Source organism: Bacteroidota bacterium (genome assembly GCA_017303975.1).
Taxonomy (GTDB): domain Bacteria; phylum Bacteroidota; class Bacteroidia; order JAFLBG01; family JAFLBG01; genus JAFLBG01.
The window spans coordinates 1-19989 of sequence record JAFLBG010000003.1 but is presented as its reverse complement, the minus strand read 5'-3'; the positions used below and the strand labels follow the sequence as shown (position 1 = coordinate 19989).

Annotated in this window: 9 protein-coding genes; 3 read left to right on the top strand and 6 right to left on the bottom strand. The window is 38.4% G+C overall.

Annotated features, from left to right (window positions below; genetic code table 11):
- Window positions 1–23 precede the first annotated feature (23 nt).
- The 6 genes from J0M08_01810 to J0M08_01785 form a co-directional block, all read right to left on the bottom strand.
- Entirely contained in the window at window positions 24–7466 is a 7443-nt protein-coding gene (locus J0M08_01810) for a T9SS type A sorting domain-containing protein (GenBank protein MBN8701770.1), read from the bottom strand.
- 215 nt (window positions 7467–7681) lie between these two features.
- On the bottom strand, window positions 7682–8680 hold the full coding sequence (locus J0M08_01805) for a nitronate monooxygenase (protein MBN8701769.1): 999 nt from the start codon (window positions 8678–8680) through the stop codon (window positions 7682–7684).
- A 17-nt stretch (window positions 8681–8697) separates the two neighbouring features.
- On the bottom strand, window positions 8698–9357 hold the full coding sequence (locus tag J0M08_01800; GenBank protein MBN8701768.1) for a DNA alkylation repair protein: 660 nt from the start codon (window positions 9355–9357) through the stop codon (window positions 8698–8700).
- Between the two features lies 1 nt (window position 9358).
- On the bottom strand, window positions 9359–10477 hold the full coding sequence (carA, locus tag J0M08_01795) for a glutamine-hydrolyzing carbamoyl-phosphate synthase small subunit (protein ID MBN8701767.1): 1119 nt from the start codon (window positions 10475–10477) through the stop codon (window positions 9359–9361).
- Between the two features lie 157 nt (window positions 10478–10634).
- Window positions 10635–13394 carry a T9SS type A sorting domain-containing protein gene (locus J0M08_01790; GenBank protein MBN8701766.1) on the bottom strand — a complete coding sequence of 920 codons (2760 nt, stop codon included), beginning with the start codon at window positions 13392–13394 and terminating at the stop codon, window positions 10635–10637.
- 139 nt (window positions 13395–13533) lie between these two features.
- Window positions 13534–15522, bottom strand: a complete 1989-nt coding sequence (locus J0M08_01785; GenBank protein ID MBN8701765.1) for a T9SS type A sorting domain-containing protein — start codon at window positions 15520–15522, stop codon at window positions 13534–13536.
- 146 nt (window positions 15523–15668) lie between these two features.
- Between J0M08_01785 and J0M08_01780 the strand changes: the two genes are divergently transcribed.
- From J0M08_01780 to J0M08_01770, 3 genes are all read left to right on the top strand, one after another.
- Complete coding sequence (locus J0M08_01780; GenBank protein ID MBN8701764.1) at window positions 15669–17516, top strand: 2-oxoacid:acceptor oxidoreductase subunit alpha; 1848 nt, start codon at window positions 15669–15671, stop codon at window positions 17514–17516.
- Window positions 17517–17576: 60 nt separating this feature from the next.
- Window positions 17577–18608 carry a 2-oxoacid:ferredoxin oxidoreductase subunit beta gene (locus J0M08_01775; GenBank protein MBN8701763.1) on the top strand — a complete coding sequence of 344 codons (1032 nt, stop codon included), beginning with the start codon at window positions 17577–17579 and terminating at the stop codon, window positions 18606–18608.
- A gap of 102 nt (window positions 18609–18710) precedes the next feature.
- The gene (locus tag J0M08_01770; protein ID MBN8701762.1) at window positions 18711–19760 is read left to right on the top strand and encodes a site-specific integrase; all 1050 of its coding nucleotides are present in this window, start codon (window positions 18711–18713) and stop codon (window positions 19758–19760) included.
- Window positions 19761–19989 lie beyond the last annotated feature (229 nt).

Genomic DNA, 19989 nt, shown 5'->3' with positions numbered 1-19989 from the left:
TGATAATCTAATTGCTAGAAATTTTACTTAACAATTAGCTTTTCAATGATTACTTTTCCTTGCTGCTCAACAGAAACAAGATAAACTCCTACTGCCAATCCGGACACCTCAATACTATTCGAAATACTGGAAGTTTGTTCAGAAGTAATCGAATTATTTTGAAAAACAATCTTACCACTAATATCAGTAATTACTAATTTATCTATCGCTGTATTTTCTGATACTTTTATAGTAATGCTACCATCTAAAGATGGATTAGGATAAATAGAAACAACACCACTAATTGCATTATTGATTGAAACTGGCTTAGAATAAGTATAAGAACCATCAAAGTTTGTTTGCTTTAATCTATAATAAGAAATACCCTTAAATGGGTTCTCATCAACTATTTGGTAGGATATAACCTCACTGGAGTTGCCTGCACCGTCAATTTGCTGTACTGCTTCAAAATCAATTCCATCAGCAGATTTTTCAACCGTAAAATATTCGTTATTTATTTCTGTAACGGTAGTCCATGAAACATCTACCGTTTTATGCTCATTTAATTTTGCACTAAACTCAAGCAATTCAATAGGCAATGGGGTTTGGTCTTTATCTGTTGTGCCCGGATGCCAAGTACCCACAAGCTCTGCAGAGGAAATTTGGTACTTATATACTTTAGGGCTTGTTACAGAACCTGTACTAACAGAATAAGTGCCAGGCGCTGCAGAACCTGCCAAAGAAGGACGTATATGACTTAACGAGCTTGTTCCCCAATTACTTAAACCGGTAAACGTCATAGCTACATCAAAAGTTCCGGCAAGCAATGAGAGACCTGAGGAAGGGTCTCCATTTTTTGCCAAAGCACCAGGAACAGATATCACGTTATTCATATTATGAATACGCTCGATAGTAGCTCCATCGGAAGCATCTACATAACTTACATCTGTTACCGTTACGGCATCATAATGACGAACATTTAATAATCCGGCAGCAGAAACGTTTGTGTTGCTAACTTCAACCGGACGATATTCTGTAGAAGTTCCTACCGGAAATAAACCATAGAAACTACCCGAAGTGCTTGTGATTGCTCCCGTTGGTAACCACCTTGAAAATGTTCCTCCGTAACAAATTCCGGAAGTACGAGACAAGGAAGCGCCTGCACCACTACCTAATGTCAGTGTTTGACCATTCAAATCGAAATTCCCACTTGTCATATTTAACTGATTAGTTACAACCATATTATCTCCTGCAGCAAGTTGCGTAGTACCTCCGTTAGATCGAGTAAATTGATAAAATGTTTCTTCGGTAACGGATGTCCCTGCTGTAATTACCTGCGTACCTGCCCCATTAAAGGTTACTAAACCACTGTTCTGAACAAAAGGATCTGCTGCGGAAGATGAAACGGTCCAATTGCCCCCCACCGTAATATTTCTATTTACGCCAGTAGATAAAACTGCAGTTCCGGATATAGTAAGGTTTCCGCTTACAGATAAATCATTGTTCAAGGTTTTTGTAGCGGCATTTGCAAACTCTACATCTGCGTAGGAAGCGTTATTAGAACCGGGAGTTCCTTCAATCGTTTGAACATTGTTTCTATTGAATGTAATTTTTGAACCTGCTGCTAATGTAAATACTCCTGTCATTTCAGGAACCACAGCTGTACCCGTGTAAAACTGAAGTTCCGATCCTGCTGCCATCGTAACCGCACCAGCACCAATAAGGTTAGTTCCTGCTCCAGAAACATACATTACGCCTGACTGTATATCCAACAAAGTAGCAACAGACATATCTACAGAGAAACTAACTGTGTTAGCCCCAGCAATGCCTGTATTAGTTATTTTTAGCGTTCTAAACTGGGTGGCTACATTGATTGTTTGATTTTGTGTTCCATTAAACTCTACGGTATTTTCGCCCAAACTTGTGGCATCAAAATTTGCCATAGTCATGTTTCTTCCTATTTGAATTAGATTACCCGCATCATTCGCCAGACTTCCTCCTCCACTTACATCTCTACCTACAGTTAGTGTGTTTGTATAGTTTGTATAACTTCCGCTTATTACTAAATCGTCTGTAAATATTAAGCTGCCCAAATCAGCATAAAAACCTTTGGCTGCACCTGTAAAAGTTAAATTACCGGTACCCATGTCAAAATTAGATTGAGCAGGAACTAACGAAAACGTACCGGCAATAGAAACAGCAGTATTACCCGTATTTGTCCACGAACCTGTCGCTCCAATGGTAACATCTCCGCTCAATGTTTTTACACCATTGGCATTACTCCAATTTAAAGGTCCGTTTACAGTGGTTGCTCCTGCATTATTCATTGTACAGCGACCAATAGTAGAATTTACCGCAGCATTGGAGGTTATTGTTTGGCAACTTACTACAGAATTTTGATTCCCACCCATTGTTCCTCCATTTAAAATTAGATCTCCGCAGGTGAATGTTCCTGTTGCGTCTGTTGCAAAATCAATAGTCCCTCCGGTAGAAATGGTTACATCTTCAGCAGTATTTACACTCACAGCGATACCACTTCCTATCCTCAAAATTCCTCCGGTAACATTTAAATAACCGTTACAGGTAATATTAGCGGCTGCAGTAAGCACCGATGTTGTTGTTGAATTTTCAATTATTAAATTAACATACGTTGTTCCTTTTACACTTTGCGCAGCCGATCCGTTGTATCTTACAATATTATTAGCAGTATTTGCAGTTAATCCAGTAATTGTAGCATCCCCTCCAATATAAAGAGTTTTAGAAGCTGCATTAGTGATTGTGCCCACTCCGGTTAAATCATTATAAATAGTAAATGAATTTACATTATTCTGAACGGAGACATTTACTTGTAATGAATACATATGTAAACTTCCGCCTGTACTGTTTATTGTTTTAGCTGTTCCTGTCATCACGTAAGCTCCCGCTGTTGTTCCGCCACTCCATGTTCCACCATCGTTGGTTACGTTTCCGCCAATCGTAAATCCTTCGTTACTTGAATTATTCCATGTACCTGTTCCATTTACCAATAAATTACCTGTTATGGTTTTAGTTCCGGTAGCATCGTCCCACTCTAAAGAACCATCGATAGTGGCATCATTGTTACAGGTAAAATCTACATCCCCAATTCGAGCAGTAGCTCCAGCAGCTACAGATAAAAACTTACAAAACACATCACCGGTATTGTTTCCTGTGTCACCAATTCTTGCAGCTCCTTGCATGGCCAAACCGCCAGTGCCTAAAAAATTAATGGTAACGTCATTTGCATTCACATTTATGTAACCACCTGTCTGAATGATTGAGTTGCCTGCAGCGGCAGGCACATCAAATGTTTCGGTACCATCAAAAAGCATTTCACCACTGGTAAGGGTAAAATTGTTATTTACAGTTACTGTTACCGCATTGGTAAAAACAAAATTGTTAGTAGAAGTTGTATTATTTAACACCAAATTATAAAATGCTTGAGCCTCTGATGAAACTGTTTGTGAAGCTTGATTACCGTTAAACGTAACTGTAGATTGAGCTGCGGTAAATGTTCCGGTATTAAGCCAATCATCGCCAACTTCCATACTTCCAGCCCCTGAAAAGGTTAGAGTCCCATTACCCGCAACGACAGAGGTATAATCATAACCATCTGCAATATCAAGCACACCGGTACTAATTGTTATAGTTCCATCATTAGAAACATTGCCTCCATTTACATTTGCAGTTGTCGCAGCCAAGGCCAAAGAACCTCCTGCATCAACAGTAAGTGTACTGCTAAAGTTTAACGTTGCGATTGAGTTGGTATATGTACCTGAAAACACCACAGCTCCTCCAAATGTTACCGATGCCACCCCGGCAGTGGTTGTTATATTCTTAGTAGCTCCTGTAAATGTATAAGTTCCTGTGCCTGAAGAAAAAGAATCGTCCACCTGTAAGCTTCCTCCTATTGAAAAACTTTCGTTACCACTGGATGACCAAGAGCCATCCGTATCGTTTATAATTACATCTCCGGAAAAAGTTTTTGTTCCCGAATTATCACTAAAATCAATTATACCGTTAATGGTAGCAGTCCCCCCACCGGTAACGCTAAAATCACAATCAGCAATTATAACACCGGTTGCAGTGCTTGGTATGGTAAGAGATGTACAATTAATGTCATATGCTCTATTGGCATTGTCGCTAGTTGTATAGGACGTGCCATCCATTGTTAATGCGCCACAGTTTATTACACCATTACTACCTGTACCATGAATAAAGGAAGCTCCATTCATAGTTGTTGCAGTTCCCAAGTTTGCAATGGTACCTGCAGTATTGTCAAGATATAAATGTCCGTTGGTCGCAAAAGTAGTTGCGCCTGAAACAGTTAGCACATCAGCGGTATTTAAAATTATGTCGCCACTAGTAACAGTAAGATTATTACTAACTGAAGTAGTTAGACCATCAGGAAAAGTAAAATCATTTGTATTGGTAGTATTATTAAGTACTAAATTATAGAACGCTTGTGCTTCTGCTGCAACAATTTGTGATGCTTGATTGCCATTGAATGTAACGGTAGAAACATTCGCATTAAAGGTGCCGGTATTATTCCAATCATCTCCTACCTCCATTGTTCCTGCTCCGGTAAATGTAAGTGTACCCAATCCTGCAGTGCCATTATAATCGTACCCATCTGCAATATCTAACAATCCAGTAGCAATTGTAATAGTTCCATCGTTGGTAAGGTTTCCTCCATTTGCATTCCACGTGCCACTTGTAATTACAATATCACCATTATTTGTAATGGTACTGGCACAGTTAACAGTAGTGGCATTTATAGTAATGCTACCACCACCATTGGTTGTAATAGTGCCAGCAAAATTTAATGTAGCTATTGCATTGGTGTATGTGCCTGAAAAAACTACTGGTCCACTGAAAGTAGCAGAAGCTACACCTGCGGTAGTTGTTATGTTTTTTGTAGCACCACTAAAAGTGTATGTCCCTGTACCAGAAGAAAAAGAATCGTCAATAGTTAAATTTCCGGCAATAGAAATACTTTCATTTCCGCTTGAAGACCAAGAGCCATCGGTGTCATTTATAATTACATCCCCTGTAAAGCTTTTTGTGCCTGTATTATCTGTAAAGTCCAAAACTCCATTTATGGTTGCCGTTCCCCCTCCGGTTACAGTAAAATCACAGTCTTCTATTTGTGCTCCGGTGGCAGTAGATGCAACTGTAAGAGAGGTGCAATTAATATCGTGTGTCCTGCTTCCATTATTACCACCCACCGCAGAAGTCCCGTCCATGGTTAATGCTCCACAATTCACAATTGGATTATTATTAGATCCTTCGATTTGTCCTGCTCCATTTATTTGTGTTGTTGCACCCAAGTCGTAAGTGATAGTTCCTGATACACGCAGAGTTCCACCTGTATTAATGGTAGTAGCATTGGTTACAGCCAAATCATCCGTGCTATCAAAAATAAACTCTCCACTGGTAATAGTAAGATTGTTGGTAATAGAAACAGTAGATCCATCCACTACCGTAAAATCATTCGTAGACGTGGAATTATTCAACACCAAATTATAAAAACTCATGGTTTCAGAGGCAACTTGCTGCGTGGCTTGCGTGCCATTGAATGTAACCGTAGAAACGTTAGGCGTAAATGTTCCTGTATTTGTCCAGTCATCCCCCACCTCCATTGTACCTGCTCCGGAAAATGTTAAATTGCCTGTACTTGTATAATCGTAACTGTCTGCAATATCCAAATGACCTGTGGAAATTGTAATTTCCCCAGTATTAACACAATTACCACCAGTTACATTAAGCGTATTGGCCCCAATAACTAAGGTTGGACCTAAACTAACTGTAAGGGTTCCACCAACATTAGTAGTGGCCCCACCCAAAGTTTTATTTCCGCTTGTAGATAGTGTTAAATTACCATAAGTGGGGACTGAACTAACTGTTTGAGCTGTATTAGCTTGATACGTAACTGTACTTGAAGCGTTTAGTGAAATATTCCCTGCGGTAAAGCCAGAAGGAAAAGCAACTGCAACAGCAGAACCTGTGTTGCCAACTCTGAGCGCAGTAGAAGCAGCCATAGTAAATGTACCCACTGCATTCCCAGCAATATCAAATGTGCTCATGTCAAGTGTTCCGGTTTGAATCCAAAGGTTGTTGTTGACCGTAATAGCACCGCCAAGTGTTTTTACAAAGGCTCCTCCCGAAAAAATTAAATTGTGATAAGTGGTAGATTTTACCGTTTGGGTGTTTCCTCTTGCATAATTGAACGTACAATTCGCTTGATCAGTATCTAGGGTCGTAACATCTAAGGAGGTTCCTGTACCAGCACCAGAATAGTTAATAGTAGTTCCGGCAGCTACTACAAATGTGCCAGCTCCTGCAGATGTTTGCAAACTCGTACTAATATTTAAGGTTGTTAAATTATTTGTTAAGGTTGTTCCGCCATCAACTGAAATATAAGCAATTGTTGCACTGGCTTGATCCCCCAGTATTTGTTGGGCACCACCACCATCAAAATAATAAATACCATTTCCTGAAGTAAAAGTGCCGTCTATATCTAAATTTCCTCGTATTCTAAATGATGGGCTAGCTGTGCAATTCCAATTGCCTCCGGCAGCAATATTTGCATTTCCACCAATTGTTTTAGTTCCTGTTCCGGACGAGAAAGTTGCAGTTCCGTTTACATTAAAATTGCCGGTAACGTTCCAAGTAGAACGACCAATGGAGGTAGTTCCCGCTCCAATAGTTACGTCTCCTGATGCATTTATGGTTGGAGTGTTTCCTCCCAGTGTATTAAAGTCCGCTCCGGTCAAATTAACTGTAGTTACAGCAAACGTTTCATTTATTGAAACAAAACTACCCGTTGAACTAATACTTAAAGCTCCTAATGACTTTGTACCGGTTGTACTGGCAAAATTAACCGTGCCATTTATATTGGTACTAGTAAATGTGTAGCTTTGTCCATTGAAAGTAATAGAAGCCCCGCTAGTAACTTCCATTAGAGAAGCAGAGAGAGAACGGGTATTATTATCTCCGGTTATAGAACAGGTTCCACTCACACTAAACGTACCAGCAGCGGTGCTTATGGTATTGTTGTTATTACCGAATGCAGTAGTACCCCCATTATATATTATGTTTCCTGTAACCACTAAATCTGTATTAGCTGATGTGGTATTGAGAGTCCCCTCATTTTTTATATACCCACCAACACTACTATCGTGACCATAAGTCAACGACCCTCCAAATGAAACCTCCACACTGCCTGTTACAGCCCAAGTTGCGGAAGTTGTCATCGTGCTTCCATTTCGTACAATAAAGACATCGCCTGCTGTAGTAAAATTGGGAGGTTGAACCCCGGCCGTGCCATCAGAGTTTTGAGTCCAGCTTGCTGTTGCATTAGGGTCTGTAGCAGCAATTACAGAGTAATAATTGGCAGAGTAACTATTCATCCACACCAAAAAAAACGAGAAAAGAGAAATATAAAATTTAAAGATTTTATTGACCATAACTATAACTATAACTATAACACTAACTACTTATACTTAGATTATCCTACTTAAGTTACGAAAAAAAGGAATAAAAACAGAAAAAACACTAGCTATTAAACTTAATTTACAAACATTTGTAGGTTAATAAACGTAAGAAAAAAACTAAGTAGACTAAATACGGAACTGGGTGTTCAAAAAAAGCAGAATCACTTTTAAAAAATAGCCGCTATTTGCTAGTGAACAAGATTGGTAAGATTTTTCAATGCAACACTCGTCTCTGATTTCATTTTATCAATTACTTCTTTCACAGAACTTATTTCGTTTATCAATTCTACACTTTGTCCGGCACACCACAAATTATTATAATTACCGGGCTTCACAGCGTTTTCTAAATTTTTCATTCCACGAAACTGCACCAACATTTTAAAATATTTTTTCGTACGCTTGTTGTTTGACAATAATTTTTCGAACCAATTTTGTTTGTAGCCAATCTTTTTAGCAAATGGAGTATTTATAATTGTACAGGGAGTTCCGGAAATTTTTTCTGTGAGCACAATATCATCCATTTTTGCATCAACAATAGCATTTTTATATTCGCTGCTAACAGAAGCTTCTTTAGTAGCAATAAATCGTGTACCCACCGATACGCCCGCTGCGCCCAATGCCAACATAGAAAGCACACCTGCACCGGTTGCTATCCCTCCGGCTGAAACAACAGGCGTATCAGGAAATTTATTTTTTAGCGCAGGCACTAAAATTTGTAAAGATATAGAACCCGCATGGCCTCCGGCCCCCTGCCCCACTGCAATAAATCCATCACAGCCCAATTCAAAACATTTTTGTGCATGCACAATATTAGTAACATCGCAAAAAACTTTAGCTCCATAGCTGTGTGCCATATCAATTACTTGCTTTGGGCTACCGAGCGATGTTATATAAAAAGGCACCTTTTTCTCCACACAAATTTTCAAATGCTTTTCGTAATATATATTTGTTTTTTGCACGATTAAATTAACTCCGTATGTTCCTTTTGCTACCTTATTTTTTTCTGTATTTAGTTTATCAAGTATTTCTGCCAACTCTTTTTCGTCTCTGTAATTCAAAGATGGGAATGACGCTGCAACTCCCGATTTCATACCCTCTACAAGCATAGATTCGTTACTTACCAAAAACATGGGAGCCATAATTAATGGGAAGTCGATATTTAATAGTTCAGTAAGTTTAGTTTGCATTAGTCTTAATTTAGTGGTTAGAATTTCTTGCTTTTTAATTCTCGTATTGCATCTGTTGCAATCCATTTTGCCGATTTTGATTCTTGTGTTAAGATACTCTCAGCACACAAAAGAGCGGCCCTATTTAGTTTTTTATTTCGCTTTCCAATTTGCCGGAGAGCCCAATTAACAGCCTTTCTAACAAAATTTCGCTCATCATTTGCTTCTCGCTGAATGATTGGCAAGAAATTTATAAAAACTGCATCGTCTGCTTTTTTATCATGAACGGCAAGTGCAGCCATCAAGACAAACCCGGCACGTTTTACATATTCTCTTTTATTCTTAGAGAATTCAATTGCTTTGTCAATCGCAAAAGGTGTTTTGTCTAATAAGTTTCCGCATGTTTGATCGCACAAATCCCAAGAGTTAAAATCTGCAACCCACTTATTAAACAAGGATTTGGTTACTTGTTTCGAATCTGCAATCATAGATGCCAATATTCTAGCCTCGTGAATTTCTGTATCCCACAATTGCAATGCTAGAGAATGATTTGTTTTTATTTTTTTTGCAAGTGCTCTAACATTTGGAATAGAAACACCAATTGCTTTAGATACATCAATACCAAAGGAACTCATGCCGGACAACCGACTTGCATCACTTACTTTTTTTAATTCTTTGATAACATCCGAAACTGTCATCCTAGTTTGCAAGCTGCTTAACACTCGACATGTTTTTTACAAAATCATCAAACAAATAACGTGCATCGTAAGGCCCGGGACAGGCTTCCGGATGGTACTGTACTGAAAACACGTTCTTATCTGTCATTCGCAATCCTTCGATGGTATTGTCGTTTAGATTAACATGTGTTATCTCTATATTCTTTACTTTTTTCACATCGTCTGCATGTACCGAAAACCCATGGTTCTGTGAGGTAATTTCAGATTTTCCTGTAAGTATATTTTTCACCGGATGATTTATTCCTCTATGACCCGAATGCATTTTAAATGTAGAAATCCCATTTGCCTCTGCAAGCAACTGATGCCCCAAACAGATACCAAACACAGGCAATCCGGCATTAATAATTTCTTTTACCAATTTAATTTCATCTTTCATCACACCCGGATCTCCAGGACCATTTGAAATCATGAATCCGCTAGGTTCCCAAGCTAACATAGCTGCAAGTGTTGATTTCATTGGAAATACATGTACTAAACAATCTCGTTCTACAAGACTTCTAATAATATTTTTCTTTACACCCAAATCCAACAACGCAACTTTATGTTTTGCATTTGCATTACCAACAGTATATGATTTTTTAGTTGCCACTTTCGAAGACAGCTCCAACCCTTGCATAGATGGCACTTTGGCCAATTGTTGTTTTAGCAACTCTACATCTGTTATTTCGGAAGATATAATCGCATTCATAGCGCCTTTATCTCTGATATAACGCACCAATGCGCGCGTATCAACATCACAAATAGCAACAATATTATCTCGTTCAAAATACTCTTTTATAGAAGTGTAAGCAGCGGCACGAGAATAAAACTCACTAAACTGGCGACAAACAAAGCCGGCTATTTTTACCGTTTCGGACTCTACTTCCTCGGCATGAATGCCGTAATTGCCAATATGTACGTTGGTTGCTACCAAAATTTGACCAAAATAAGAAGGGTCGGTAAATACTTCTTGATAACCTGTCATGCCTGTATTAAAGCAAATTTCACCGGTGGTAGTCCCAATTTTTCCGGCTGCTTTCCCATGAAAAACTTTTCCATCTTGCAAAACTAAAAGTGCATTTGAGCGAGGAGTGTATTTCATATCACGTTATGATTAAATTTTCGCTTAAAAATAAGTAGGCTTTTGGTTATAACCAACTACTCTTATATTTAAACATTACTATTTTACAAACAAGCATAAAAAAAGGAGGCTGTCTCTACGAAACAGCCTCCTTTATATTTCAAATTTCTCAATTTAATTATTCTACTAATAAACGTTTAGTGGTAACACCTTCGCTAGATACACACTGCACAAAGTAAATACCTTTTGCTACATCCGAAATATCAAATGTATTTAGCGCATTTGAACCTTGAGCCGAAAACTCTTTTATAATCTGTCCTTGAGTATTTACAAAAACAACTTTTGCGTTTTTATCTGTCGAGCCGATTACCATATTAACAGATGCACTGGTTGGATTTGGGTAAACCAACACCTCTGCTCCTTGCACAGCTTCTTCAGCAATACCAACACTTGGATCATTGTAAGCACAGATGCTGAATGAAGAAGAATTACTTCCTGTACCTGCATCATATACTCTAACATAATAAGTAGCACCAATAGTTACGTTTGACTGAATAATCTCAGAACCTCCAACACCAGTTGCATTTTTACAAGCTTGTCCTGCAGAAGGATTACAAGCAGTAAACAACTGTATTACCGGATCGAAACCAGCCTGACCTTGCACATAAACAGCCATTTTTCCATATGTTGGCGTAAATTTATACCACACATCATCGTCTGCATTTCCGGAACAACCAGTATACGTTTGAGTTGCACCGTTGGTAGAACCTGTTATCATATTGCAATTTGTTCCGTTTACAGTTAATGCGGTAGCATTAGAGCAATCGTCATTTGAAGAAGCTGCAGATTGGGCAGAATATACACAAATACCAAACGCACCTGTTCCGCCAAAGCTTTCGTATGCACGTATAAAATAAGTTTGATTAGTTGTTAAACCAGTTATTTTACCCATTTCAACTGCACCACCACCTGTTGAATCTACACAAGCTAAGCTATTTCCACTACAAGCATCTAATACTTCAAAACCTGCATCAAAAGAACCTTGCCCAGCCATATTGATATACATAGTAGTAGCAGTTGCAGTAAACTTATACCATACATCTTTAGGCGAGAAGAAATTACCACAAGGTAAAAATCCTGACATGGTTGCACCAATATTAGACGCTGTAGTATAATTACAAGAAGCGCTTGCTGTTAATGTAATTGCATTGCCACACGCATCGTTAGACGCATTTGAAGAAGCAGAAGATACCACACAAATATTAAATGTACCTGTTCCTCCTGCATAGTCGTACACACGAATCAAATAGGTGTTCCCAACAGTTAAGCTGCTTAATCCCTCCGTTTCTATGCCACCATTATTTGTATCGTAATCAACACAAGTAGAAACTCTTGTTCCGTTACAGTTTGAATACACCTCAAATACCGGATCGAAGGATGAGCCTCCAGCAACTGTAACTGTTGCAGTTGATGCAGTTGCGACAAATTTATACCACACATCTTTTGCGGCATTACTTCCATTGCTACAATTAACGTACACTTGAGTAGCATTAGCACTATTACCCGGTGTATAACTGCAAGAAGCATTAACATTTAGAGTAGTAGCTGCACTACAATTATCGTTTGCAGGAGGATTTCCTGATGATGTTGCCGAAGCCACACAAATAGTAAATGCATCTGCAGAGCCATTAAAGCCATACACCCTAATATAATATGTAGAACCAACAGTTAAGCTGCCGTGTGCATTAGATTCTGTACCGCCTTGAGAAAAATTATTATCAACACAAGTGCCTAGATTAGAAGTCGAAGAGCATGATGTGTACAGTTGATAAACCGCATCTAAATTAGAACCTGGAGCTACTGTAATTGTAGCAGTAGCGGCTGTTGCGATAAATTTATACCAAACATCTTTTGCACTTGAACCTAAACATGCTGCATAAGTTTGAGTTGCATTTACGTTTGTTCCAGATGTTGGAGAACAAGATGTACCTGGAGTTAAGGTTATCGCATTAGCACATGCATCATTTGCAGGTGCTGATGGCGCTGCGGATTGAATACAAAGATTAAATGCTCCTGTTGCTCCGCTCCACCCATAAACTCGAACGTAATACTGTGTTCCTATTGTCAACCCATTTTGGACAGATGTTTCTGTGCCCGAACTTCCGTTGTCAACACAGGGGCTAAAAGTACTTGTACTTACACAAGCTGTATATACTTGATAAACAATATCCATAGATCCGGTTGGCGCTACAGATATAGTTGCTGTTGTAGCTGTTGCGGTAAACTTATACCAAACATCTAATGCCGAAGAACCTCCACAGGGCGCATACGATTGTGTTGCATTAACATTCGTCCCGCTTGTATAATTGCAGGTTGTTCCTACTGTTACTGAAGTTGCATTTGAACAAGCATCATTTGCTGGTGGAGTTGCTGCTAAGCTAGTAGTATAAACACACAAATCGAAATATCCGGAATTTGGAGATCCGGCTAAAAATGTTCTTACGTAATAGGTATTCCCAGGTGTTAATCCTGAAACAGAAGCTAAATCACTTGTGCTAGCCACATTTGCGTTACATGCAATTTGTGTAAGGCTTGAACATGAACCACTATATATAACAAAACCTGGTCTCCATGCTGCTGCATTACCGTTGTCGTTATAAACATTGCTTACAGAAAAATAAGCGTTATAACCTGTTGCAACAAATTTGTACCACACATCATCATCTTGTGATGACGTTACACACGTTGCACTTGCTGATGACTGAGTTGCACCCCACGTATCTACGTTTAGGCTATACGTGCCACAAGAACCGGAGTTAGGTGCTACTGAAATAGTTATTGCGCCACTACACTCATCGTTAGACGGAGCCTGCGAAAATGCATTAAAGAGGAATAAAAAGAAGAGGGTTGTTACTGATAGTAATTTTTTTGCTTTCATTGTTTTTGAGTTTATTAACATTCAATTGTTGAAATCACACGAGCAAAGGTACTTTAAGAAACACCTTTTGTATGTTAAATTAATGTTAACAAAAACAGGAAACCCAATAATAATGGTATTCTAATGGAACTTAAACAGCTTAATCTAAAATCAATTTATTGATATACAGGTGTTTGCTGTTGGACGTACGTACAATATATAGCCCTCTTGGTAAATCAGAAACAGATACCAAAATTTTCTCCGCTGCAACAGTCTCTTTTTTAACCACTTGTCCGTTTGTATTTAATATAACAACCTCATTTACACCATTTTCTAATGAAAGGTTTTGTATTTCAACTTTATTGGTTGCCGGATTTGGGAAAACAGTAATTATGTTTACTTGGTTGGTAATGATTGAATTTGCAGTTATAGAATCGAATATACAAATATCAAAACTGTTGCCTGCGGTTGACGGAAAATAATCGTACACCCGAACATAGTACGTATTGTTAGGTACTAAATTGGTAAACGATAATTGTTCGGTTGCGGCAGGAGCCGAAGGATTATCCGAACAGCCCAACGCGACAGTTGAAGAGCAGGTTGAATACACTTCAACAACTGCATCAAAATTAGTTTGTCCGCTTACTTTAACGGTTGCATTGGCTGTTGGAGCAACGAATTTGAACCACACATCTTCGGCCACATTACCTCCCGAACAAGATGCTGGCGGGTTTTGAGCAGCAGCACCTGCAGTATTGTGCGTGCTAAAATTGCATGATGTACCTACAGATAGCGTTATAGCTCCAGTACCGCATACATCATTAATTGCGGCAGGAGAGGTTTGATACGCACAAATATTGAATGTACCCCTTGTAGAAGAGCCATTATAACCGGTTCTAACGTAATACGTATTTCCTACAACTAATCCCAATAAAAGTAGCGTATCTCCTGTTAGCTGCGACCTGCATTTTATTTCAGTTCCACTACAACTACCGCTATAAACAGACATAAAGGCGTAGGTACTAGTGCTACTCCTATTCAAAACTTTTAATCGAATGGTACTTCCTGTTGCCACAAACTTATACCATACATCATCGTCTTGAGAAGAGATAAGACAATTGGAAGGATTTGATGATTGCGTTGCATTGTTTGTATTTACAGCCGTTCCGGAACAGGCATTGGCATTTGCTCCAACATTTATCGTGATAGCTCCGCTACAATTATCATTTGGAGGAACTGTTGATGTGGGCGCAGAATCGTATATACAAATATCAAATTGCGAATTAGATGGCACTGTATTATTATAATCTGCTACTCGCACAAAGTAAAAACTACCAACGGTAAGCCCCGTAAGCCTTACCTTCTCTGTAGCACCTGCGGCAAAAGAATCTTGACACGCCACCAAAGAACCGGCAGAGCAGCCACTGTACACTTCTACTACGGCATCAAAATTTCCCAGTCCGGTAACTTCTACCGTTGTATTTGCGCTATATACATAGAATGTAAACCATACATCATCATCCATATCAACAGCACTACCACAACTACTTTCGGCTATAGCACTTGCTGTAGCATTGGAAGTAGTGCCTCTATACGAACTAAGTATATTGCAAACCGGACCAATTCCTGTTGACAGGTAGGTGGGTGTGGCACACTCATCGTTCGATGGAGCATCTTCAAACGCACACAAATCAAATGTTCCGCTGTTGGGGCCTCCCCAAAAAAATGTTCTCACATAATAGGTTTCTCCTATAATTAAACTATGCAGTTGCAATGTATCATTCGTACCGCCATTATCAGAAACACGTGCATCACATCTAATTTCTGTTCCACCGCAACCGGCTTCGTAAATCACAAATCCAGGCGCATAAATTGTATTGTTCCCATTGCTCGAATTTACATTGGATACCTTAAGCGTAATATCCGTACTTGTTGCCACAAACGAATACCAAACATCATCGTCTTGCGAAGTACTTATACAAGAAGCCGCATCGGAAGACTGTGTAGAACCTGCAGTATTTACCGAAGTTGACACACAAGACGAAGCACTATTAGCAACCGGAACAGCTAGTGCATTTGAACAATCATCGTTTGCAAGCAGACTGCTAAAAGTAAACAGCGCAAAGATTAGAAAAATAGTATTTCGCATAAAAATATCAATAAAGCATTCACTAATATAACGCAAGAATCCCAAAAACGCAAAGGAGACTCAATAAACGCAATCAATTAATGATTGTTTTTATTATTTTACACTAACTTTGCAACATTATTTTTAGCAATTAGTTATTTGTGGGTATGAGCACTACAATACAAGACAAGAAAAATGTTGTGATTCTTTTCGCTGGCGATTCCGGTGATGGTATTCAACTAACAGGTTCCCAATTTACTTCTACTTCTGCACTGGTAGGAAACGACATAAGTACATTCCCTAATTTTCCGGCTGAGATTCGTGCTCCGCAAGGAACATTGGCAGGCGTTTCCGGATTTCAATTGCATTTTGGCAGTGTAAATGTTTATACCGCAGGCGATGTGTGCGATGTGCTAGTAGTTATGAATGCTGCAGGTTTAAAAGCCAATTTGAAGACATTAAAAAAAGGTGGAATTATAATTGCAAATACCGATGGTTTTGATCCTAAAAATTTATTGTTGGCAAAATTCCCAAAGGATGTTAATCCTTTGACAGATGGGTCTCTTAACGAGTACGAGCTTAAAACTATTGATGTAACAAAGCTTACCAAAACATGCTTAGAAGGTTCCGGACTTGGCACCAAAGAAATAGACCGATGCAAAAACATGTTTGTGTTAGGTTTTGTGTATTGGATGTACAACAGGAATATCGATTTCTCTATTGATTATATAAAAGAAACTTTTAAGAAAAAGCCTGAAATAGCAGATGCAAATATCAAAGTACTGAAGGCCGGCTACAGCTATGGAGATACTACCGAAACATTTATGAATAGGTATGTTGTAAAAGCTGCACCAATGGCTAAGGGCACCTACAGAAGCATTACAGGGAATCAAGCAGCTGCATTAGGCTTGATTGCTGCGGGTGACAAATCAAAACTCAAGTTATTTTACGCTACCTATCCAATTACTCCGGCATCGGATATTCTGCACGAATTATCGAAACATAAAAATTTTGGCGTGGGCACCTTTCAAGCCGAAGATGAAATAGCTGCTGTAACTGCTGCAATTGGCGCCTCATTTGGAGGCTCGCTTGGCGTAACAGCATCTTCCGGGCCTGGAATTGCACTTAAAGGTGAAGCCATAGGATTGGCTACTATGTTAGAATTGCCGTTGGTAATTGTAAATGTGCAACGTGGCGGACCAAGCACAGGATTGCCTACCAAAACAGAACAAGCAGATTTGTTGCAAGCTTTGTTTGGAAGAAACTCCGAATGCCCGGTTCCGGTTATTGCAGCACAATCTCCGTCCGATTGTTTTGATGCTGTTTATGAGGCATGTCTTATTGCAGTGCAGCACATGACTCCTATCTTTTTTCTTTCTGATGGATACATCGCCAATGGTTCTGAACCCTGGAAATTCCCCAAAGCAAAGGATTTGAAAGACATTCACGTAAAATTTACTACCGAAAAAAATTCAGAAAATACGTTTTTGCCTTATAAGCGGGATGAAAAACTATCTCGTCCGTGGGCGTTGCCTGGCACAAAAGGCTTACAGCACCGTATTGGCGGACTAGAGAAAGAACATGAAACGGGCAATATTTCATACGACCCCGATAACCATGAATTCATGGTACGTTTGAGGGCACAAAAAGTTGAAAAAATTGCTGACTATATACCCGAACAAAAAATTGAACAAGGAAACGGAAAAGGGAAAGTGCTTGTACTGGGCTGGGGCTCTACATTTGGCTCTATAAAAACAGCTGTTAAAGAATTGATAGACGAAGGTCATGATGTATCACAAGCGCATATCAGATACCTAAATCCGCTACCAAAAAATTTAGGTACTATTTTACGTAATTACGAAAAAGTACTTATCCCAGAAATGAACATGGGGCAACTGTTGATGCTTATTCGTTCGAAATATTTGGTAGATGCAATTGGATTAAATAAAATAAAAGGAATGCCATTTACAGCAGCAGAAATAAAAAACAGAGTAATTCAACTATCTAAATCCTAATATCTAAATCCGGAATAAATTATTTTTCGAATGTAGATATTAGACATTCTATTTTAAAACATGGATACATTACTAGATAAACCACTTACAGCAAAAGATTTTACTACCGACCAAGATGTACGTTGGTGCCCGGGTTGCGGAGATTATTCTATATTAAAACAAGTACAAAGCGTATTGCCCGAAATTGGATTGAAGCGCGAAGAAATTGTATTTGTATCTGGAATTGGCTGTTCATCGCGCTTTCCGTATTACATGGAAACCTATGGCATGCATAGCATACATGGTCGTGCAACAGCAGTTGCTAGCGGACTTAAAGCCGTGCGCCCCGATTTAAGCGTTTGGATTGTAACAGGCGATGGCGATGCACTTTCTATTGGAGGCAATCACTTAATACATTTACTGCGTAGAAATTTTGATGTAAATATTTTATTGTTCAACAACGAGATTTATGGACTAACAAAAGGACAATACTCTCCCACATCGCCTATTGGGAAAGTGGCAAAATCTACTCCATACGGCTCGCTAGACCATCCGTTTAATCCACTAGCATTGTGCTTAGGAGCAGACGCTACGTTTGTAGCACGCAGCATGGACAGAGACCCTAAACATTTGCGAGAGCTTATTTTACGCACTCACAAACACAAAGGCACTTCGTTATTAGAAATTTATCAAAACTGCAATGTATTTAACGATGGGGCTTTTGAAGTGTTTACCGAAAAATCGAGCAAGAAAAACGAAACCATTTTTGTAGAACAAAGCAAACCATTGCTATTTGGCGACAACAACGAAAAAGGAATTAAGTTAGACGGCTTTACTCCGATTGTGGTAAATGTAAACGAAGCGAATGTATCTGCAAATGATTTGTGGATACACGATGAAAAAGACAGAGTAAAAGCAGAAATGTTGGTACGCTTTTTTAATGATGCTACTGCAGATAATCATTTACCACGACCATTTGGCGTGTTTTACGAAGAGGAAAGAAATACCTACGAAGAAGATTTTAACCAACAAATTGAAAATACTATCCAACAAAAGGGGAAAGGAAATTTAGATGATTTGTTGAGAGGGAAAAACACGTGGGAGATTAATTAACATAGCAATTTATTGCAGCTTACTGTTACCATAAAACCAATAGAACACCGAGGACAAAAAGTTTTTGCTGTTGTATTCCCATTTAATAAAGAATTACAAGCTATATTAAAAACAATAGACCATGCACGTTGGAGCCAAACCAATAAATGTTGGATAGTAAATAACACCAAAGAAAATCTAAAAGAAATCCTCAGACTGCTTAAAAACATAGCTACCATAGAGGTTATAGGCCCTATTCCTGAAAAAATTGAAGATTCCGCTAACGTACTTGTTAGCCACAAAAAAATAACTAGCAATGAACTCTCCAAAGAAACACTAAGCAAAATATTAAAATACAAATATTGGTTGCGCAGCAAAAGATACAGCGAAAGCACTATTAAAACATATACAGAAGCTTTGCAATCGTTTTTAAAATTTTATTCTAGTAAACCGATTTCCGAAATAAATAACAACGATGTTATTATTTACAACAATGAGTTTATTTTAAAAAATAACTTATCGGCATCGTATCAAAATCAAGTAGTGAATGCGATAAAATTATTTTTTAGCAAAATTGAGAATACTAAAATCAATGTTGAACAAATTCATCGCCCTAAAAAAGCATTTAAACTTCCTCAGGTATTAAGTTTAAGTGAGGTTGAAACAATGCTGAACGGCTTAAGTAATATTAAGCATAAAACCATGTTGGCATTAATATATTCAGGAGGCTTAAGAAGAAGTGAACTCTTGAATATGGAAATTAACCATGTGGATTCAAAACGAATGATAATTACAATAAAAGATTCAAAAGGTAATAGAGATAGGATTGTTCCTTTGTCTGAAACAATTTTAGAAATGCTACGAAAATATTATGTAGTATATAAACCAAAAAAATATTTATTTGAAGGGCAGAAAGGCGGTAAGTATACCGAAACTAGCCTTGAAGAGGTATTTCATAAGGCAAAAAGATTGGCTAAAATTAATAAAAGTGTTAGCTTGCATACACTAAGACACAGTTATGCAACCCACCTATTGGAAGGTGGAACTAACTTAAGGTATATACAAGAATTATTGGGGCATAAGAATCCAAAAACAACTCAAATATATACACATGTAAGTAGTGAAGGGCTTGGAAAAGTAACAAGTCCAATTGAAAAATTGAAGTTAAAATAATGATAAATAATAGAGGGGTCAAAAAAGACAAAACCGGGGAAAGCCTACCAATTTTGGAAGGCTTTGTAGGGTTTTTAGATAGAAATCCCTTTATATAAAAGAGTTATGCCTAATTTTAAAAACATGAGACACCTGAAAACAATCATCTTAATTTTTGCGACTTTTTTTTCTTTGCAATCTTGTCGGCAGGACAAGACACCAAACGACCTGGACGAAATATTTTTGAGCA